Source organism: Mesorhizobium sp. M1182, from assembly GCF_040318335.1.
Taxonomy (GTDB): domain Bacteria; phylum Pseudomonadota; class Alphaproteobacteria; order Rhizobiales; family Rhizobiaceae; genus Mesorhizobium.
In genome coordinates this window covers 206,819-225,533 of the sequence record NZ_JAMYMD010000002.1, presented here as the reverse complement: position 1 = coordinate 225,533, position 18,715 = coordinate 206,819, and the positions used below count along the sequence as shown (strand labels likewise).

Annotated in this window: 17 protein-coding genes and 1 pseudogene; 6 read left to right on the top strand and 12 right to left on the bottom strand. The window is 64.1% G+C overall.

The window, feature by feature from the left end:
* Position 1 precedes the first annotated feature (1 nt).
* Positions 2–979, top strand: coding sequence for a D-erythronate dehydrogenase (gene denD / locus NKH33_RS03620; protein ID WP_352918226.1), 978 nt, complete (start codon positions 2–4; stop codon positions 977–979).
* A gap of 25 nt (positions 980–1,004) precedes the next feature.
* Here denD and NKH33_RS03615 read toward each other — a convergent pair whose 3' ends face one another.
* From NKH33_RS03615 to NKH33_RS03600, 4 genes are all read right to left on the bottom strand, one after another.
* Positions 1,005–2,150, bottom strand: coding sequence for a nickel/cobalt transporter (locus NKH33_RS03615; RefSeq protein ID WP_352539487.1), 1,146 nt, complete (start codon positions 2,148–2,150; stop codon positions 1,005–1,007).
* A complete protein-coding gene (locus NKH33_RS03610; RefSeq protein WP_352564924.1) occupies positions 2,147–2,815 on the bottom strand; it encodes a DUF1007 family protein in 669 nt (222 codons plus the stop codon). The genes NKH33_RS03615 and NKH33_RS03610 overlap by 4 nt, the downstream gene beginning before the upstream one ends.
* An 86-nt stretch (positions 2,816–2,901) precedes the next feature.
* Positions 2,902–3,801, bottom strand: a complete 900-nt coding sequence (locus NKH33_RS03605) for a LysR family transcriptional regulator (RefSeq protein ID WP_352469556.1) — start codon at positions 3,799–3,801, stop codon at positions 2,902–2,904.
* A 1-nt stretch (position 3,802) separates the two neighbouring features.
* On the bottom strand, positions 3,803–5,002 hold the full coding sequence (locus NKH33_RS03600; protein ID WP_352918225.1) for an amidase: 1,200 nt from the start codon (positions 5,000–5,002) through the stop codon (positions 3,803–3,805).
* Positions 5,003–5,564: 562 nt separating this feature from the next.
* Between NKH33_RS03600 and odc2 the strand changes: the two genes are divergently transcribed.
* Both odc2 and NKH33_RS03590 read left to right on the top strand, forming a co-directional pair.
* Positions 5,565–6,698 (top strand): ornithine/lysine decarboxylase, encoded by a 1,134-nt coding sequence (odc2, locus tag NKH33_RS03595; protein WP_352612858.1) that lies wholly within the window; start codon positions 5,565–5,567, stop codon positions 6,696–6,698.
* Positions 6,699–6,907: 209 nt separating this feature from the next.
* Positions 6,908–7,510: a GNAT family N-acetyltransferase gene (locus NKH33_RS03590; RefSeq protein WP_352918374.1), complete on the top strand. Its 603-nt coding sequence runs from the start codon at positions 6,908–6,910 to the stop codon at positions 7,508–7,510.
* Positions 7,511–7,570: 60 nt separating this feature from the next.
* On the opposite strand, the gene NKH33_RS03585 is transcribed toward NKH33_RS03590, so the two are convergent.
* On the bottom strand, positions 7,571–7,855 hold the full coding sequence (locus tag NKH33_RS03585) for an SCP2 sterol-binding domain-containing protein (protein WP_352448193.1): 285 nt from the start codon (positions 7,853–7,855) through the stop codon (positions 7,571–7,573).
* 202 nt (positions 7,856–8,057) lie between these two features.
* Here NKH33_RS03585 and NKH33_RS03580 point away from each other — a divergent pair.
* Positions 8,058–8,258, top strand: a pseudogene (locus NKH33_RS03580) (chloride channel protein); the annotation flags it as partial.
* Between the two features lie 57 nt (positions 8,259–8,315).
* Here NKH33_RS03580 and NKH33_RS03575 read toward each other — a convergent pair.
* Positions 8,316–9,326: a nucleoside recognition domain-containing protein gene (locus NKH33_RS03575; RefSeq protein WP_352918372.1), complete on the bottom strand. Its 1,011-nt coding sequence runs from the start codon at positions 9,324–9,326 to the stop codon at positions 8,316–8,318.
* 118 nt (positions 9,327–9,444) lie between these two features.
* On the opposite strand from NKH33_RS03575, the gene NKH33_RS03570 reads away from it, so the two are divergent.
* On the top strand, positions 9,445–9,897 hold the full coding sequence (locus NKH33_RS03570) for an Lrp/AsnC family transcriptional regulator (RefSeq protein ID WP_352918224.1): 453 nt from the start codon (positions 9,445–9,447) through the stop codon (positions 9,895–9,897).
* 85 nt (positions 9,898–9,982) lie between these two features.
* Here the strand turns inward: NKH33_RS03570 and NKH33_RS03565 are convergent, their stop codons facing one another.
* From NKH33_RS03565 to NKH33_RS03540, 6 genes are all read right to left on the bottom strand, one after another.
* A complete protein-coding gene (locus NKH33_RS03565; RefSeq protein ID WP_023675441.1) occupies positions 9,983–10,228 on the bottom strand; it encodes a MoaD/ThiS family protein in 246 nt (81 codons plus the stop codon).
* Positions 10,228–12,492: a xanthine dehydrogenase family protein molybdopterin-binding subunit gene (locus tag NKH33_RS03560; RefSeq protein WP_352918370.1), complete on the bottom strand. Its 2,265-nt coding sequence runs from the start codon at positions 12,490–12,492 to the stop codon at positions 10,228–10,230. The genes NKH33_RS03565 and NKH33_RS03560 overlap by 1 nt, the downstream gene beginning before the upstream one ends.
* Positions 12,493–12,494: 2 nt before the next feature.
* The gene (locus NKH33_RS03555) at positions 12,495–12,971 is read right to left on the bottom strand and encodes a (2Fe-2S)-binding protein (protein ID WP_352448182.1); all 477 of its coding nucleotides are present in this window, start codon (positions 12,969–12,971) and stop codon (positions 12,495–12,497) included.
* Complete coding sequence (locus NKH33_RS03550; RefSeq protein ID WP_352448181.1) at positions 12,971–13,831, bottom strand: FAD binding domain-containing protein; 861 nt, start codon at positions 13,829–13,831, stop codon at positions 12,971–12,973. The genes NKH33_RS03555 and NKH33_RS03550 overlap by 1 nt, the downstream gene beginning before the upstream one ends.
* 136 nt (positions 13,832–13,967) lie before the next feature.
* The gene (locus tag NKH33_RS03545) at positions 13,968–15,611 is read right to left on the bottom strand and encodes an MFS transporter (RefSeq protein ID WP_352918222.1); all 1,644 of its coding nucleotides are present in this window, start codon (positions 15,609–15,611) and stop codon (positions 13,968–13,970) included.
* A gap of 237 nt (positions 15,612–15,848) precedes the next feature.
* On the bottom strand, positions 15,849–16,880 hold the full coding sequence (locus tag NKH33_RS03540) for a histone deacetylase family protein (protein WP_352918220.1): 1,032 nt from the start codon (positions 16,878–16,880) through the stop codon (positions 15,849–15,851).
* A gap of 141 nt (positions 16,881–17,021) precedes the next feature.
* On the opposite strand from NKH33_RS03540, the gene NKH33_RS03535 reads away from it, so the two are divergent.
* Positions 17,022–18,689 carry an amidohydrolase gene (locus NKH33_RS03535; RefSeq protein WP_352918218.1) on the top strand — a complete coding sequence of 556 codons (1,668 nt, stop codon included), beginning with the start codon at positions 17,022–17,024 and terminating at the stop codon, positions 18,687–18,689.
* Positions 18,690–18,715: the final 26 nt, after the last annotated feature.

Sequence of the window (18,715 nt, the reverse complement as noted above, 5' to 3'; positions counted from 1 at the left end):
CATGCGCATTCTGATTACCGGCGCGGCAGGCATGGTCGGCCGCAAACTCATCGCCAGGTTGGCCAAGGACGGGACGCTCGGCGGCCGCAAGATCGCCGCGCTCGACCTTCACGATATCGTGCCGCCGCAAGCGCCGGTGCTCGAAGGTGTCAGCATTACCCTCCACACCGGCGACCTTGTCGCACCGGGAGCGACCGCAAATCTGGTCGCGCCGCGCCCCGACGTGATCTTCCATCTCGCCGGCGTGGTGTCGGGTGAGGCGGAGGCTAATTTCGATCTCGGCTATCGCGTCAATCTCGACGGCACAAGGGCGCTGTTCGATGCCATCCGCTTGGCCGCCTATACGCCACGCGTCGTCTTCACCTCGTCGATCGCCGTGTTCGGCGCACCGTTTCCCGACATCATTCCGGACGAGTTCCACCCGACGCCGCTGACCTCCTACGGCACGCAGAAGCTGATCGGCGAGGCGCTGCTTGCCGACTATACGCGCCGCGGTTTCTTCGACGGCATCGGCATCAGGCTGCCGACCATCTGCGTCAGGCCGGGAAAGCCGAACAAGGCGGCCTCAGGGTTCTTCTCCGGTATCATCCGCGAGCCGCTGAGCGGCCATGAAGCGATCCTGCCGGTGCCGCGCTCAGTCGTCCACACACACGCCAGCCCGCGTTCGGCGGTGAATTTCCTGATCCATGCGGCTCAGATCGACGGCAGTGCCGTCGGCCCGCGCCGCAACCTGGCGATGCCGGGCGTCGCCGTCAGCGTCGGCGAACAGATCGAAGCGCTGGAACGTGTCGCCGGCGCCAAGGCGGTGAAACTGATCCGCGAGGAGCCCGACGAGACGATCTGGGCGATCGTCAAGGGCTGGCCGACGCGCTTCGAGGCGCGGCGCTCGAGGGAGCTTGGCTTTGCCGCCGAAACGAGCTTCGACGAGATCATCCGCGTCCATATCGAAGACGAGTTGGGGGGCAATATCCCTAGTTAAAGCGCCCCGATCGGACGCAACGAGGTCAGGCGCCAGTCAGGCTGGCCGAAAGCAGCAGCAGGCCGAACAGGAAGACGAAGGCGGCGCCGCCGATCTCGACGAAGGAATGGATGCGGTTGCCCATGCGGCCGTCGCCGGCGAAATACACCGCCCAGTTCTTGGCGGTCACCGCAAGCGTCGCCAGGGCCGAGACGGTGATTGCGGTGCCGAGCGCCATGGCCAGCACCGAAAGGATGCCGCCGAACCATAGCCCGTTCAGCAAGGCGAAGCTCAGCACGATCAGCGCGCCGGAACAGGGGCGGATACCGACGGCAGCGACCGCCGACCAGGCCGTGCGCCAATCGAAGCGATCACCGGAAAGCAGCGCCGGGTCGGGGGCATGCGAGTGTCCGCACGTCTCGCAGACCTCGCCCGCCGCATGGCTGTGGTGATCGTGCGCAGCATGGGCGTGGTCGTGGGCGCCGTGGTCATGCGCATGATCGTGGTGGTCATGCGCATCAAGCGCGTGGGAATGTGCCGCATGGGCATGCGCGGAATGTGAATGGCCGGCATGTGAATGGCCGGCATGGGCAGCCGAGAGGCTGTAGCCCGGATTTGCGCCGAACAGGCGAAGGATGGCCGGGCCGGCCTTGCGCCACAGCAGCCAGGCGCCGAACAGAGTGACGAAGACATAGCTCATGATTTCAAGGAACCATGCGGCGTCTGTCATCGAGACGGCAGTGCCGCGCAGCAAGAAATAGGCGACCAGCATCACCACGATCGCGGTCAGCGCCTGCAGCAGGGCCGAGACGAAGGACAGCATGATGCCGCGCCGGAGCGCCACTTCATTGGCCACCATGTAGGAAGAGATCACCGCCTTGCCGTGACCGGGGCCGGCGGCGTGGAAAATGCCATAGGCAAAGGACAGGCCGATGAGCAGCCACAACTTGCTGCCGTCCTGGCGCATCGCCTTCATCGCGCCGGCAAGCGCATGATAGAATTCCTGCTGGCGCAGATTGATCCACATCAGGATGTGGGCGAACGGGCCGGTGGCGGTTGGAGCCATGCCGTCATTGGTGCCGATGCCGAGTGAACTCTGGGCGTGGGCGGAGCCGAGAAAGTGCGTCATCACAAAGGCGGCGGCCAGAAGACCGAATGCCAAACGCAGGGACGGTTTGGTCACTGGATCTATCCTTCCGGCTGACAGGTCAGTTCAAGCTTGGTGGCAAAGATCTTGCTCATGTCGGTGCCTGTCGGATCGTTGAAGAAGGCCTCGGTCAGGGTCTTCTGGTTCTGGGCGATCGCCTCGTCCGGGTTCGGGCGGACAACCTTGCTGGTGCAGGTCGGCGGCAACCCATCGACCTGCAGATTGGCATCCTCGGTGAAATCGATCGCGGTGTAGAAGGTCGGGTCGTAGACGCCGATATCTATCTTGCCGCTCAGTTTGATCGGTACCTTCGGTTCAGATTCAAACAGGATGATCAACTGGTCATTGTCGAAATTGGCCATCAAATGCGGCGGCGGGGTCATTGCCACGTCCTTGCCGTCGACGGTGACGAGCTGGAAATAGTTGAATTCGGCAAGCGAGGCATGGACGGTGTCGGCGACATCCTTCAGCTCCTTGTCGTCGAGTTTCAGGTCGGAATTCTTGTCGAACTCCATCATCACCGTGCTCGAAAACAAATCGTCGAAGCGCCAGACATGGCGCAATGCCTTCACAGTTTGGTGATCCGGGCCGAGGACCACTTCGAGGCGGGCTTCGGCGAAGACGTGGGGATGCACCTCAGCCGGTCCGACGGCGGCAAACGTCGCGGTCAAGGCCGAAGCCAGCATCATTGCTTGCCGTTTCAGGTGCATTCTCGGTCGCGATTCAATCGGCTTCGGTGAATTGCCGACAGTTACCAGAAAGCGGGCGAAAATGGGACCGCAACGCGGCTGAAAGCTCATGCGTTGTCCAGCGTCTTGAACCACTGCACCAGGAAGTCGACGAAAACGCGAACTTTTGCAGGCAGATAGCGCCGGTGCGGATAGACGGCAAAAATGCCGCCGCCGGGCAGAATGCGGTCATCCAGCGCAGTCAGCAGCTTGCCGCTTTCGATGTCGGGCGCGGCGATGAAATCCGGCAGGACGGAAAATCCCAATCCAGCCACGGCAGCGGCCCTTGCCGCCATCGGGCTGTTGACCTCGATCGGGCCGGAAACCGAAACGCTCACCGTATCGCCGCTGTCGCCTTTGAACGGCCAGTTGGTGAGCCAGCGCCCATTGGTGTCGATGATGCAAGGCACGCGGGCAAGGTCTTGCGGCCTGACCGGCATGCCGTGCCTGGCGATCAGTTCAGGAGACGCGCAAAGCCGTACCGAAAATGGCGCCAGGCGCCTGGCGATCAACGAGGAATTTTCCAGCCGCGAAATGCGCACCGCCAGATCGAAGCCCTCCTCGACCAGATCGACGAAACGGTCGTCGAGATGGATGTCGAGCACGATGTCGGGGTGCTGCTTGGCGAAGTCGATCAGCGACTGGCCGATCGGCGCGTCGGCAAAGGTGCGCGGCGCCGACAGCTTGATCCTGCCGCGCACGTCGCCGGAGGATTCGCGCACCGCATCGGCAAGGCTGTCGACCTCGCGCACGATCTCCGAGGCGCGCCGGTAATAGGTGTGGCCGGCCTCGGTCAGGGAAAACTGCCTGGTGGTGCGGTTGAGCAGCAGCGCGCCGAGCTCGTCCTCCAGCTCGCGCACATATTTCGACAATAGCGCCTTCGAGCGGCCGATCTTGCGCGCCGCCGCCGAAAATCCTTCGGCCTCGACCACGTCGATGAAGGCGCGCATGCGGGTCAGCGTATCCATGTCATGCGCCTCCTTGGTGGGCCGAAAGGATGCGGGCGGCCAGCGCAATCAACTGCCGGTCGCTGTTCTTCGGACCGAGCAGCGAAAGGCCGAACGGCGCCCCGCCGGTCTTGCCGAGCGGCAGCGTGATTTGCGGAAAGCCGGACAGGCCGGAAAGGCAGAGCAGTCTCAGCGCCCGCTCGCGATAGGTCTGCAAATCGTCGAATGACGCGGCCTTGAGCGGCGCGGCACCAGGAGCGGTCGGAAGCACAAGAACGCCGTCGTCGCCAAGCAGGCCGGCCAGTTCGAGGCGAAACGAAACGCGACGTTCCGTTTCACATTGCGCGGTTGCCGCGTCGATTGTCGCGCCGTGCTCGAAACGCTCCTTGACACCGGGTCCCAGCATGCGGTCGCCGCCGGCGATCCAGGCGCCGTGACTTTGCCAGGCTTCATAGCCTTGCAGCTTGCGGAAGCACCAATAGAGATCGTCGGTCGAATGCGACAGCGGGCCGACGCTGCGCGGTGCGCCCAGCACCGAAGCGACACTGCGGAGCATGGCGCGATATTCGTCGGCCTCGTGCGGGCCGAGCACGAGGCCGTCCAGCGCAGCGAGAGCGACGGGGCGTCTCAGTTCGTGGGAATGCGGATCGTCGCCGAGCAGCGCCGTGCCGACCTTTTCGTAGATGACGATGTCGCTTGCGAACCAGCCGAACGTGTCCAGCGAAGGCGCCAGCGGCATGGTGCCGTCGAGCGGGATGCGGCCATGCGTCGTCCTGAGGCCGATCAGGCCGCAGAAGCTTGCCGGCGCTCGGATCGAGCCGCCGGTGTCCGATCCGGTTGCAATGTCGGCCAGCCCGCCGGCGACTGCCGCGGCAGAACCGGAGGACGAGCCGCCGGTGACGCGGTCGGGTGCTGCCGGGTTGATGGGCGACGGGAAATGCGCGTTCAGCCCCAGCAGGGAAAATGCGAGTTCGTCGGTCTGCGTCTTGCCGACGAAGCGGGCGCCCGAATCAAGCAGCGCCTGGACGGCCGGCGCGGTCGCCATGGCCGGTGAAGCGTCCCGGTATTTCTGCGGATTGCCGCAGCCGGTGCGGTAGCCGGCGACGTCGAAGATGTCCTTTACGGCAAGCCGCAAGCCGGCAAGCGGGCCGGATTTCGCATTGGCTACAGGGGTTTGATCAAGGTCGAGAAAAGCGTTCAGCGGGCCGCGAGTGCCTGTCATGCGTTCGATATCCGGATGTGCTTGCCGCAGCATTTTTCTTCTGGTTGCCGCAGCATTGTTCGATGCCACAAATTTTACAACCTGCCATACGATTTTTATTGATTGTGAAATCTTTCGATCTTATATCGCGCTTGCCCAAAGTCGCACGTGCCTGTGGGTGTCCGCCGATCCTCGAATGGTGAGGGTAATCGGTAAGGTAACTGGAGCCAACCCCTCCAGTCGGTTTAGCGGCCAACCGCCAACCGAGGACACCTTGAAGCAACGACGGTGCGGGCCTTTCTGGTGTTCTGCCGGTCGTCCAAAGATCGGGGTTACTGAAGAGGCACACCTTCATTGCCGGCAGTGCGGACGGGTCTCCCATCCAAGCCAAGGCAGACAAAGCGAACCGAGGCCGGGCAAGGCCAAGGTTCACCGCCGCGAGACGGCGCTTCATGGTTCCGGGGTCTCCACCGGCTGGTTCCATGGATTTCCGTCCCGCCTTTGTCCACCGCGTGTTCGCGAGGCCGAGAGCCCGCGTCCGCAAGCCTTTGTGCGCGCCGAAAGGCGCTGATGGAGAGACCCGATGGCTACCCAGCGCATCCTTGACTTTCTCGCCACCCGACGTCCGAACGGCCCGTGCCTCGTCGTCGACCTCGATGTCGTGCGCGACAATTTCCGTGCTTTCGAGAAGGCGCTTCCCGATTCCAAGATCTACTATGCGGTGAAAGCAAATCCGGCGCCGGAAATCCTGCGCCTGCTTGCTGCGATGGGCTCGTCCTTCGACACCGCTTCCGTTGCCGAAGTCGAGATGGCGATGGACGCCGGTGCGCCGGCGGACCGCATCTCCTTCGGCAACACCATCAAGAAGGAGCGCGACATCCAGCGCGCCTACCAGCTCGGCATCAAGCTGTTTGCGGTGGACTGCGTCGAGGAAGTCGAGAAGATCGCTCGCGTCGCTCCCGGCGCCCGCGTGTTCTGCCGCGTCCTGACCGATGGCGAGGGCGCCGAATGGCCGCTGTCGCGCAAGTTCGGCTGTGTGCCGGCAATGGCAGTCGACGTGCTGCGCCATGCCAGGGCGCTCGGCCTCGACGCCTATGGCGTGTCATTCCATGTCGGCTCGCAGCAGACCGACCTGACCGCCTGGGACCGCGCGCTGGCAGACGCCAAGAAGGTGTTCGCGACGCTCGCCGACGAAGGCATCGTGCTGAAGATGGTCAATATGGGCGGCGGCTTCCCGACCCGCTATCTCAGGGACGTGCCGGTGGCGCAGGCCTATGGCCAGGCGATCTTCTCGGCGCTCAGGAAGCATTTCGGCAACGCCATCCCCGAGACGATCATCGAGCCGGGCCGCGGCATGGTCGGCAATGCCGGGGTGATCAAATCGGAGGTCGTGCTGATCTCGAAGAAGGCCGACAACGACAATGTGCGCTGGGTGTTCCTCGACATCGGCAAGTTCGGCGGTCTCGCCGAGACGATGGACGAGGCGATCCGCTACCCGATCGTCACCGCGCATGACGGCAGCGAGACCGCGCCTTGCGTGCTCGCCGGCCCGACCTGCGATTCGGCCGACGTGATGTACGAAAAGACGCCGTACCCGCTGCCCTTGTCGCTGACCATCGGCGACGAGGTGCTGATCGAGGGCACCGGCGCCTACACGACGACCTACGCCTCTGTCGCCTTCAACGGCTTCGAGCCTCTCCGATCCTACGTGATCTGAGGGCTCGCAAGAGTTGCTCAGATCATCCCCGGTGGGCCCCTGTCGCCCGCCCGGGCTCGCCTGTGGAAACAATCCGCTTGTGAAGGATCGCGGAAATGAACATTGCAGATCTCATCGTTGAAGGCGTGGGAATCTCCCCCCTCGAGGGGGAGATGGCCGCGAAGCGGCCGGAGGGGGTCGGTTCGACTGGACTCGGCCTACTGCCGCAGATGGAGGCCGGCGCTTCACGCGCGACAACCCCCTCTGTCGCCTTCGGCGACATCTCCCCCTCGAGGGGGGAGATTGCGGTCGTCGCCGAAAGCGCCGCCGACGTCCCGGCGCGCGAGGCTTTGCTCGATCGCGCCATGGGGCCGAAGCGCCGGAAGAAGTCGTCGGAAAAGCTGCGGCGCGGCCGCCGGCCTTCGGAGGGCCTGGCCTTTGTCGCGCGCGATGCGTCGGGCACTGTTGCCGGCACGGTGCGGCTGTGGGACGTGGTGCTGGGCGAGGGCGGCAAGGCAGCGCTGCTGCTCGGCCCGCTTGCGGTCGACCCGGCGCTGAAAAATGCCGGCATCGGCTCGGCGCTGATGCGCCATGCGGTCACTGAGGCCGAGAGGCTTGGCCATGCGGCGATCCTGCTGGTCGGCGACGCGCCCTATTACGAGCGCTTCGGTTTTTCGGCCGCAAAGACCGGCTCGATGGCCATGCCGGGGCCTTACGAGCGGCACCGCCTGCTGGCGCGGGAACTGGTTGTCGGCGCGCTCGACGGCGCGCAAGGCACTCTGAAGGCGGCAGGGCGCAAGCTGAAGGCACAGAGGCTGCCGCTCGCTGCGTGACGGATCAGAAACAAGCCGCCCATTGCACGGCGGCTTATTTTCATCCCTGACCGGAGTGGATCAGCCGATCAGCTGGCTCAGCGCCATGGCGACGCTCATGTCGCCTTCGACCTTTATCTTGCCGGACATGAAGGCCATCGTCGGGTTGAGGTCGCCTGATATCAGCGAGTCCAGATCGTCGAGCGACAGCTTTATGGTGCAATCGGCCGGCGCATCGGTGGTCGAGACATCGGCGCCGTCGATAACGATGACGCCGTCGCTGCCGGTGTCGAATTTCACCGAGCGATCGAACCCGGCACTCGCCACGCGCGACCTGATGTTGTCGGCAATCTCCTGAACGCTCATGGCGGTTCTCCTCGTCTGCTTGCGTTTGTCGCGCGCCGGCGCTTCGATCTGGCCGAAGCCGCTTGCCTGGTTTTACAGCCACGGCCGCCGGCGCATATAGCTTCGGGTTGACGTTTACGTCAACGCAGTTCCCCGAGGTGAAGATGGGCTTTATCGCCGCAGCATCACGCGGGCATGGTTGCCGGTGCTGTCCTTCGCCAAATTCAGGGATGCTGTGCTGGTGCCGAGCATGAACGTGCAATCGGCGGCCGAGACCTTCCAGCGCGCCGGCGCCCAGGAATTGGCGGTGGTCGAGGATTTCACCGATCGCAAGGTGGTCGGGCTGCTGACCGAAGGCCACCTGATGCGGCGCTATGCCGAGGAACTCGACAAGTCGCGGCCGGATCTGTCGGGCGAGGGGTAGCCGCGTCCTGTCCGGATAGCGATGCGACACACATGTCGGCTGCTGCGTAAGGAGGGCTCACGTCAACGGCCCGCTAATCGCCGGCTCCGAAATCCGATTGCGCGAACTGTCTTCTTCCTTGTGGAAGAGTGTCTTGAAGAAAAAAGCGTCGGGAACCGCCTTGATTACTTTTGCGATCACGGCGATCGCGAGCACGGCAAACGCTAGGCGACCGAGAAGCACGCTCGTAACATCAGCGCCAAGCGTGACGACGACCAACGTATCCTCAATGAGGCTATGGGCAAAACCCATGAACACGCAGGCAAGGAATATCTGACGCGGCTCCGCGCTAGGCGTGCGCGCCTCGCGGATCAGCAGTCCTGCGCCATAGGAAATCCCGAGAAACAGGCCGACAGCGGCGAAAGGTACCGTCTGCTTTTCGATGCCGGCGAGCCGAAAGAGCGGTGCAAGCCCTCTGTTCATCCACTCCAAAATGCCCGACATCTTTAGAAGCTCGATCACCCAGCTCAGCGCAAGCAGAACAACGAGCATGATGCCCAGGGTTTTGAGCGTACCCAGGAGAAAGCCGCCCCAGTCGGTGCTTTCATTCGTCGGCATCCACGCCGGCTTCACCGGTCCTGACAGCCATCCGGTCACGGCGAATATCTGATGCAGAAGGACAGCAAAGACCAAACCCCCGCCAATACGAAGCGCCGCGGTGACCAGGAAGCTCGGCCCGGCCCTCTGAATGATCCGTTGCTCGATCGGAATGGCATGTGCAAACAGCAAGAGAGCCGAAAGAACCGTCATGTCGGCAGTGCTGAGCGCCGAAACCGGAACCAAGGTGAATACGATCACAAGCGCGCCCCAGATCCCGACCAGCAATCCCGTCAGCCAGGCAAAGGCGAGTTCCGGTGGCAACCCCACCTGCAACATGAGCGGGGAGAAGAACGGAGAAATCGCCTGGATGACGCCAAGGTCCTGCAGCAGCCGCGTGGCAATCGCAACCGGAACGATCACGCGAACCAGTTCCCAATAGATTTCAAGCGTCTCCAATGTCTTGCGATAGAAGGCGACGCAAATTGCCATCATGCTGCTCCATCATCCCTGGAGCCATCTGAGTAGCGTGAGACGCTTCGCATTTGTGGTCAAAGTTTGCGATTCCGTGCAATAAAATTGCAACGCACCGACGCTGAGCGCGACCAACATGGACAAGATCGACAGAAGGCTTCTCAACCTGCTCCAGGATGATGCCTCACGAACTAACGCCAAACTGGCGGGGTTAATCGGGCTTTCCCCTTCGAGCTGCCTGCGCCGCATACGACGACTGAAGAAAAGTGGTGTCATCAGCCGCGTCGTCGCGCTTCTCGCACCGGCAAAGGCTGGCCGGGGCTTGAAGGCGATCGTCATCGTCGAACTGGAGCGTCATGGTGAGCAGTATATGCGGGACTTTCTCGAGTTGGCCGCCCAGGAACCGGCCGTCACTCAGGCCTACAGTGTAAGCGGCGAAACCGATGCCGTCCTCATGCTCCGCCTGACGGATATGGAAGAGTTCGATGCACTGTGCGAGCGACTGTTCCGAGACCGAAGCAACGTCGCGCGATACCACACGATGTTCGTGATCCGAACGGCCAAAGAAGTGACCGCAATTCCACTGTAGTGTTCGGGTTATGATAGACCTGCTGGGCCGCGAATTCATAAACGAGCATTGGCCGCACGGAGCGCGGCTTGAGCTCGAGCCCAAATCATCCCCCGGCAAGGCGCGGCAGCAGGAATATCTCCGCCCCTTCCGGCAGTTCCTTCGACCAGGTGTCGCGATAGATCGTCCCGTCGATGGCGACGGCGATGCCGCGATCGATGTATGGCTCGAGGCCGGGATACTGTTCAGCCAGTTTCCTGAACAGCTCCCGAATATCCTTCGCCTCGATTTCGACCTTGCTCTTGCCTCCGGCGATCGCGCCGAGCGACCCCCAGAGCGTTACTTCGACCATCAGCCTCCCCGTTCCGCCTCGATCGCCGCCAGAATGCGCGGCGGCGACATCGGGATATGGGTCATGCGCACGCCCGCGGCGTTCGACACCGCATTGGCGATCGCCGCCAGCGGCGGCACGATCGAGGTCTCGCCGACGCCGCGCACCCCGTAGGGATGGTTTGGGTTGGGGATCTCGAGGATCTGCGTGTCGATCATCGGCAGGTCCGAGCAGACCGGGATGCGGTAATCCAGGAAGCCAGGGTTCTGCAGCCGCCCGTCCTTGCCGTAGATATACTCCTCGTTGAGCGCCCAGCCGATGCCTTGCGCGGCACCACCCTGGTATTGCCCCTCGACATAGGTCGGATGCACCGCCTTGCCGGCGTCCTGGACGACGGTGTAGCGCAGCACCCTGGTGGAGCCGGTCTCGGGATCGACCTCGATATCGCAGATATGGGTAGCGAAGGAGACGCCGGCGCCGTCGGCGACGAGCTCACTGTGGCCTGCGATCGGTCCCCCCGTCTTCCCTGACGCGGCTGCGATCTCCTTCAGCGACAATGCTGCAAGGTTGCCGTATTTCTCGCCCTTGGCAATCGCGTGACCTTTTTCCCAGACCACGTCGTCGACGGGTATGTCCCACATCTGTGCGGCGCGTTCCCGCAACACCTTGATGGCGTTGCGGGCGGCCGAGATCGTCGCCATGGAGGAGGAGAAGGTGCCGCGGCTGCCGTCCGTCATGTCGTTGTAGCCGAGGCTGGAGGTATCGGCGACCACCGCCTTGACCTGCTCATAGGGGATGCCGAGCTCCTCCGCCGCGACCAGCGAAAGCGACGCGCGGGAACCACCCACATCGACCGTGCCGACGGCAAGCGAGACCGAGCCGTCCATGCCGATGTTGAGGTCGGTGCAGGTCTGGCCACCGAAATTGAACCAGAAGCCGCAGGCCATTCCGCGGCCCTGGTTCCTGCCGAGCGGCGCCTTCATGTGCGGATGGTTCTTCACCGCCTCCAGCGTCGGCCCGATGCCGATCGGGCCATATACCGGTCCATAGGACGATCTGGTGCCTTCCTGCGCCGCGTTCCTGATCCGGAACTCGACAGGGTCCATGCCGATCTCCTTGGCCAGCTCGTCGACCGCACTTTCCACCGCAAACGCCGCCATCGGAGCCGACGGCGCGCGATAGGCCGCGGTCTTGGGCCGGTTGACCAGCACTTCGTAGCCGACCGTCCTGACGTTCTCGAGCTTGTAGCAGGCAAAGGCCGTCATGGCGCCGATCTCGGCCCACGTGCCGGCATAGGGGCCGCAGCTATAGCGCAGCGTCGCCTCGGCCGCCGTGATGGTGCCGTCCTTGCGGGCGCCGATCCGAACATCGATCGAGGTGGCGCTGGTCGGGCCGGAGGCGCGGAACACCTCGTCGCGCGTCATGACCAGCTTGACCGGCCGCCCGGCCTTGCGTGACAGCGCCAGTGCCACCGGCTCGGCCCAGACATGGGTCTTGCCGCCGAAACCGCCGCCGATCTCCGAGGAGGTGACGCGCAGCTTCGAGGCTTCCATGCCAAGCAGTTGGGCGCAGTGTTGGCGGTAGACAAAATGGCCTTGCGTACAGACCCACAGGTCGGCGGTGCCGTCGGAGCTGACACTGGCCACGCAGGCATGCGGCTCGATATAACCCTGGTGCGTCTGCTCGGTCTTGAAGGAGCGTTCGACGACGAAGTCGGCCTGGCCGAAACCTACATGGATGTCGCCATGGCCGTACTGGGTGCGCTTGGTGACATTGGAAGGCTTGAGGGGCTTTTGCTCGAGGCCCTCGGTGAAGATGGCGTCGTTGACCAGAGGTGCGGAGTGCTTCATCGCCTCGTCGACGTCGGTGACATGCGGCAGCACCTCGTAGTCGACCTCGATCAGCTTCAGTGCCTGCCTCGCCGTGCGGGCATCGACCGCAGCCACCGCGGCCACGGCATGGCCGTCATAGAGCGCTTTCTTGCGCGCCATGCAGTTGTCGAGGATGTCGTACATGGCGGCATCGCCGTCGGTGAGGTCGGGCAGGTCGGCCGCGGTGATCACGGCCTTGACGCCGGCGAGCTTCTCCGCCTTCGACGTGTCGATCTTCCTGATCGTGGCATGCGCATGGGGGCTTCTGAGAACGCGCCCGACCAGTTGCCCGGCCATGTTGAAGTCGGCGCCATAGCGTGCGCGGCCCGTCACCTTGTCGACGCCGTCGGGACGGATGGGACGCGTGCCGACAGCGGTGAAATTGCGTCCGGAGTAACGCGGATCGAAATTCATCGTCATGCTCCCTTCATCACGCTGGCGGCGTCCTGAACGGCACGCACGATCTTGTCATAGCCGGTGCAGCGGCAGAGGTTCCCGGCGAGGCCGAAGCGGATCTCCTCCTCGGTCGGATCGGGATTCTTGGCCAAAAGGTCCTTCGCCGCTATCAAAAAGCCCGGCGTGCAGACGCCGCATTGGAGTGCAGCGTGCTCCAGGAATTTCTGCTGCAGCGGATGCAGCCTGTCGCCATGCGCCATGCCCTCGATGGTCTCGACGCGCCGGCCCTCGGCCTCCGCGCCGAGCACCAGGCACGAGCACACCAGCCGATCGTCGAGGATGATGCTGCAGGCCCCGCAGTCGCCGGTGCCGCAGCCTTCCTTGGCGCCCGTCAGCCCCAGGCGATCGCGCAGGACATCAAGCAGCGTCTCGTCCGGCTGGCAAAGGAACTCGACATTGTCGCCGTTGATTGTCGTTGATACTGCCACACCAGCCATCATTTGCCTCCTGCGCGTGCATAGGCGGTCGTGGCGGCCCGCTTGGCCAGCACACCCGCGACTTTCCGTCTGAATTCGATAGTGCCGCGCTTGTCGTCGATCGGGCGGCAGGCACCCGAGCAGACCTTGGCGAGCCTGTCCAGCGTGGCTTCGTCCAGCTTGGAGCCGATGAGAACCTCGGCGGCCTCCTCGACCAGAATCACCGTCGGCGCCACGGCGCCCAACGCCAGACGGGCGGATTTGACGCGACCTTGCTCATCGAGCGTCAAGTTCACGCCGGCGCTTACCACTGCGATGTCCATCTCCGTGCGCGGAATGAAACGCAGATAGGCATCGCCCGAACGCGGTAGACGGCTGTCGAGCAGGATTGCCTCGATGATCTCGCCCTTGGCCAGCGACGTCTTGCCCGGCCCAGTCGGCACCGCTTGCACGGCAATCGTGCGCCTGGTTCCCGGGCCGACGACCACAGCCTTGGCGCCAGCGGCCACCAGCGCCGGCACGCTGTCGGCGGCCGGCGAGGCGTTGCACAGATTGCCGACGATGGTGCAGCGTCCCTGCACCTGCTTCGAGCCGATCAGCTTGGCCGCTTCGACGACGCCGGGCCATGCCTTCTGCAGGGCCGTGTTCTCGCCCAGCACGGCGCAGGGGACCGCCGCGCCGATGCTGAAGCCCTCGGCTGTTTCCCTGATCTCGCCAAGCCCGTCGATCGCCTTGATGTCGACGATCAGGTCGGGTTCGATAAAGCCGCCTTTCATTCTCACCAAGAGGTCGCTGCCTCCGGCGAGGATGGCGGCCGTGCCGGCTGAACCGGCCAACAGGCCGGCGGCGTCTTCAATTGAAAGCGGACGTATGTAACGCATCGTCTCCCCTTAGTGGTCATAGTCACACCAACTGATATAACCGTCTCTCCACAATGGCCATCCTGTTCGTGCATTCGCGGATTGGGCCAGGCGCCGCAATTTCCTTTGCTCGTCCAACTGGACGCACCGCCAGCCACTAATGCTCGATCGGTCCCTTCGGCATCACCAGCGCCGTGCCTGCTGTCGTCGGGCGCTCGATCATGCGGCGGACGCGCGGTGGCTCGTTGCCGCTGTGCAGCGCCCTTATGCGCTCGCCGATGACGGCGTCGGCGTAGGTGGCGCGCCGATTGTGGCGGATATATTCGACCCAGGTCGGCGTGTGGTAGTGCTCGATCCATATCGAGGGATTTTCGAGATCGCGCGCCAAGGTCCAGTTGCGGGCGCCATCACGGCGGCGGATGCGGCCGCGCTCGGCCATGGTGGCGAGGAATTCCGGTACGTCCTCGTTGCGGATGACATATTCGATCATGATGGCGATGGGACCGCTGCGCGGCTTGAGATCAAGCGCCAGATGCGGCTCCTGAAAACGGTTGAGCGGATCGAGGTTGAGCACGGCCTGCTGCGGCAGCGGCAGCAGCAGGCCGATGGCGCCTCCCGCCAGCATGGCGACGCTGGCCGCCATCAGGGCGACTTCGGCGCCATGCGCGTCGGCAACGACACCCCAGACCCAGCTGCCGAGCGCGATGCCGCCGAAGGTCGCGGTCTGGTAGACCGAAAGCACGCGGCCGACCACCCAGCGCGGCGTCGACATCTGCACGGTGACGTTGAAGTGCGACAGCGCGGTCACCCAGCAGGCGCCGCCGAGCAGCAGACCGAGCGACGTCTGCCAGGCATGATTGCTGACGGCGGCGTTGAAGGCGCAGACGGCGAAGCCGGCGAATGCCATGCGCACCATGGTTTCGCTGGACAGCAGCTGCCGCAGCCTGACGCTGGTCAGCGCGCCGCCGACGGCGCCGATGCCGAAGGCGCCGAGCATGATGCCGTAGCTCAAGGCATCGCCCTTGACGACGTCGCGCGCGACCAGCGGCAGCAGCGCCAGGACCGCGCCGGCGCTGAAGCCGAAAGCCGAGCTCCTGACCAGCACCTTGCCGATATTGGGCGACATGGCGACGTAGCGCAGGCCGGCGCCCATTGCGGCGCCCAGCGTCTCGCGCGGCAAGGCGGAGGCCGGCAGTTCCGGCTTCCAGCGGGCCAGCACGACGATGAGGCCGACATAGCTCAGCGTGTTGACGGCGAAGGCCGCGGCAGCGCCTGCCGCGGCAACGATGATGCCGCCGATCGCCGGGCCGACGCTGCGCGTCAGGTTGAAGCCCATCGAGTTGAGCGCGATCGCCGCCGGCACCTTGGTGCGAGGCACCATGTCGCCGACCGAAGCCTGCCAGGACGGACTGTTGAGCGCGGTGCCGCTGTCGATCAGGAAGGTGAAGGCGAGCAGCGTCCACGGCGTCATCAGGTCGAGATAGGTGAAGACGGTCAGGAGAGCCGAGACGACGAGCATGAAGATCTGCGCGATCAGCATGATCTTGCGCCGGTTGAAGCTGTCGGCGATAGCGCCGGCCAGCAGCGCGAAGAGCATGATCGGCAAGGTGGTCGAGGCCTGGACCAATGCAACCTGGTAGGACGAGGTGGCGATCGTCGTCATCATCCAGGCGGCGCCAACGCCCTGGATCAGGCCGCCGAAATTGGAGACGAGGCTGGCGGACCACACCGCCCGGAAGATGCCGTACCGGAACGGCGCCAGCGCCGAGGCGCTTTCGCTTTCCGGTGTGTCGTCGTTCATAAATGCTTTCCCGGGCTCAAATGCGTTTGTTCTTCCGATCAATAGGCCCTGCAAGCCGTGGGTTCAAAAAATAGAACATCATTTCGCAAAGGGCGAACGCATTCTGGAAAAACATCATGGTCCAACAACAAGATAGCGGGCGGGTCAGCGCGTGCCGCCGCAGGCTGAACGATCGGTCAGGCAGGCGGTACCGCTTGCCGAGCGCTGCCATCTGATTGGCAGGCACCGGCGGCACTTCTAGCGGTCCTCGAAGCCGGTCAGCACGCCGACGGCGTTGATGCCGATCTCCTCGACGGCGTAGCCGCCTTCCATGACGAACAGCGTCGGCAGGCCGAGCCTGGCGATGCGGCGGCCGATCCTGGGGTAGTCGGAGGTCTTCAGCTTGAACTGGCTGATCGGGTCCTTCTCGAAGGTGTCGACGCCGAGTGAAACCACGACGACGTCAGGAGCATAAGCCGAAAGCCTCGTGCAAGCGTCCTCGAGTGAGGCGTTCCACACGTCCCAGCCGGTGCCGAAGGGCATCGGGTAATTGTCGTTGAAGCCTTCGCCGTCGCCCTCGCCGCGTTCGTCGGCATGGCCGAGGAAGAAGGGATATTCCGTCATCGGATCGCCATGCAGGTTCAGCACCTGAACGTCACCTCGGCGATAGAAGATCTCCTGGGTGCCGTTGCCGTGGTGATAATCGATGTCGAGGATCGAAACGCGCCCGGCGCCATGGTCGCGGAACCATTGCGCGGCGACGGCGGCGTTGTTGATGAAGCAATAGCCGCCCATGAAGGCCGCCCCCGCATGGTGCCCTGGCGGGCGGCACAGCGCGAAGGCGGAAGGCTCACCGGCCTTGACCAGCGCGGCGGCGGTCAACGCGACGTCATAGGACGACTTGATCGCATCCCATGTGCCTTTGACGAACGTTGCCCCACCGTCGAAGGAGTAGAAGCCGAGCAGCGCATCGATGCCTTTCGGGCGCACGTCGCCGCGCAGGCCGCGCGTCGGCCAGGTGAAGGGAATGGCCGAACCGCTGCGGCCCGATGCTTCCCAGAGCGGCCACACGGTCGGCAGGAAATCGATATAGTCGCTGGCATGCACCTTCCTGGCGGCGGCGAGGTCGTGGCTTTCCGGCGGCAGGATCGGACCGAGCTTCTCGCTCTCCACCCGCGCCCTGATGAACTCGGCGCGCGACGGCTTTTCAAAGGCCGGCACGATGGCGCCGGCGATCAATTCGACATTGCCGGAATGGCCGGCATGGAAAGGCGACAAAACAGTCTTCATGAAATTGTTCCGTGGTGAGACGCGGCGACCCTAACCGTCCTGCACTGCCTTTCACAAGGCGCTGGGCCAACCAGCCATGGCTTGCTGGCCCGGCAGCCGGTCGTCTAGCCTGCCGGCAGCGCAACCGACCTGCGGGTAATCATGAGTTCAAATGCCGACCTGATCGTCACCAATGCCCGTGTGCTGACCATGGACGAAGGCAATCCGACAGCCGAAGCGGTGGCGATAAAGGACGGCAACATCCTGGCGGTTGGCGATCGCCGGACGATCGAGACGCTGAAAGGGCCGGCCACGAAGATTATCGATGCGCAAGGCGGTTCGGTGGTGCCGGGCTTCATCGAAGCGCATATGCACCTTTTCGGCGGCGCCGCCGAACTGGACAATCTGCACCTTCAGGGCGTGCATGGCTTCGATGCGCTGAGCGACGCGATCCGCGCCTACGCTGCGGCACGGCCGAACGCCAAATTGCTGCTTGGGGCCGGCGTCGACTACACTATCCTTTCCAAGGAAGAGCCGGTCACCCGCCATCATCTCGACCGCATCATCGCCGACCGGCCGTTCGCGATGTCGGCTTCCGATCACCACACGATGTGGGCCAACACCAAGGCGCTGAAGCTGGCTGGCATCCTGCACGGCAAGCAACTCGGCCCCGGCAACGAGATCGTCATGGGCGCCGACGGCCTCGCGGCGGGCGAATTGCGCGAGGGAGAGGCGTTCGGGCCGATCCTCGAGCTTTCCGGGCAGAACCGCGTGCGGCTCGGCCTTGCGACAGGCGGCGAGCCCGAGCCGTACCCTTCCGCAGCCGAAGTCGCGGCCGATCGCGACCTGATGCATCGCGGTCTGGAATGGTGCGCCCGCCACGGCATCACCTCGATCCAGAACATGGACGGCAATCTCTACCAACTCGAACTGCTTGCCGGTTTGGAGCAGGAAGGGCGGCTGCTCTGCCGCACCAAGATACCTTTTCATTTCAAGAACTTCATGACGCTCGACAAGCTGGAAAAGGCATCGAGCATGGCCAACTCCTATCGATCGGAATGGCTGTCGTCCGGCATGGTCAAGATGTTTTACGACGGCGTGCTGGAAGGCTGGACCGCGGTCATGGTCGACGACTATGCCGACCGGCCGGGCTGGCGCGGTGAGCCGCTGTTCACGCCAGAGCATTTCGCCGAGGTAGCGGTGGAGGCCGACCGGCGCGGGCTGCAGATCGCCGTGCATTCGATAGGCGACGGCGCTGTGCGCGCGGTCCTCGACGGTTACGAGGCGGCGCGGCGGAAGAACGGCAGGCGCGACAGCCGGCACCGGGTCGAGCACATCGAGGTCACCACTGCCGCCGACGTGCCGCGCTTTGCCGAACTCGGCGTCGTCGCCTCGATGCAGCCGCCGCACCCGCCCGGCGCCATGGACTTCCCGCTGGAGCCGACGCTCTCGCGCATTGGCCGCGAAAGATGGCCGCTCAGCTATGCCTGGCGGACGCTGAAGCAGGCGGGCGCGCATGTCGTTTTCGCTTCCGACTGGCCGGTGTCGCGGGTCGACCCGATCCTGGGCATTCGGGCGGCGGTGCTGCGCAAGCCTTGGGCAGAGGGCGACCCCGACCAGAGCTTCTCGCTGCTGGAAGCGCTTGCGGGCTATACGGTCGAAGGCGCCTATGCCGAATTCATGGAACACCGTAAGGGCCGGCTGAAACCAGGCTATCTGGCCGATCTGGTGGTGCTGTCGGCCGATATCGAGGCAACTGAACCGGCTTCCTTGCACAAGGTGCGTCCGGTCAGCACCATCTGCGGCGGCAAGATCACTTACCGGGGTTGATGATGGCGCTGACTATGGCATGGGGC

Bases quoted from the DNA above. Each gene is read 5' to 3' on its own strand.
- NKH33_RS03540 (WP_352918220.1), bottom strand. From the start codon at position 16,880: ATGAAGACTGTTTTGTCGCCTTTCCATGCCGGCCATTCCGGCAATGTC.
- NKH33_RS03575 (WP_352918372.1), bottom strand. From the start codon at position 9,326: ATGGCAATTTGCGTCGCCTTCTATCGCAAGACATTGGAGACGCTTGAA.
- denD (WP_352918226.1), top strand. From the start codon at position 2: ATGCGCATTCTGATTACCGGCGCGGCAGGCATGGTCGGCCGCAAACTC.
- NKH33_RS03590 (WP_352918374.1), top strand. From the start codon at position 6,908: ATGGAGGCCGGCGCTTCACGCGCGACAACCCCCTCTGTCGCCTTCGGC.
- NKH33_RS03600 (WP_352918225.1), bottom strand. From the start codon at position 5,002: ATGACAGGCACTCGCGGCCCGCTGAACGCTTTTCTCGACCTTGATCAA.
- NKH33_RS03570 (WP_352918224.1), top strand. From the start codon at position 9,445: ATGGACAAGATCGACAGAAGGCTTCTCAACCTGCTCCAGGATGATGCC.
- NKH33_RS03605 (WP_352469556.1), bottom strand. From the start codon at position 3,801: ATGGATACGCTGACCCGCATGCGCGCCTTCATCGACGTGGTCGAGGCC.
- NKH33_RS03545 (WP_352918222.1), bottom strand. From the start codon at position 15,611: ATGAACGACGACACACCGGAAAGCGAAAGCGCCTCGGCGCTGGCGCCG.
- NKH33_RS03550 (WP_352448181.1), bottom strand. From the start codon at position 13,831: ATGCGTTACATACGTCCGCTTTCAATTGAAGACGCCGCCGGCCTGTTG.
- NKH33_RS03610 (WP_352564924.1), bottom strand. From the start codon at position 2,815: ATGCACCTGAAACGGCAAGCAATGATGCTGGCTTCGGCCTTGACCGCG.
- NKH33_RS03555 (WP_352448182.1), bottom strand. From the start codon at position 12,971: ATGGCTGGTGTGGCAGTATCAACGACAATCAACGGCGACAATGTCGAG.
- NKH33_RS03535 (WP_352918218.1), top strand. From the start codon at position 17,022: ATGAGTTCAAATGCCGACCTGATCGTCACCAATGCCCGTGTGCTGACC.
- NKH33_RS03560 (WP_352918370.1), bottom strand. From the start codon at position 12,492: ATGAATTTCGATCCGCGTTACTCCGGACGCAATTTCACCGCTGTCGGC.
- odc2 (WP_352612858.1), top strand. From the start codon at position 5,565: ATGGCTACCCAGCGCATCCTTGACTTTCTCGCCACCCGACGTCCGAAC.
- NKH33_RS03585 (WP_352448193.1), bottom strand. From the start codon at position 7,855: ATGAGCGTTCAGGAGATTGCCGACAACATCAGGTCGCGCGTGGCGAGT.
- NKH33_RS03565 (WP_023675441.1), bottom strand. From the start codon at position 10,228: ATGGTCGAAGTAACGCTCTGGGGGTCGCTCGGCGCGATCGCCGGAGGC.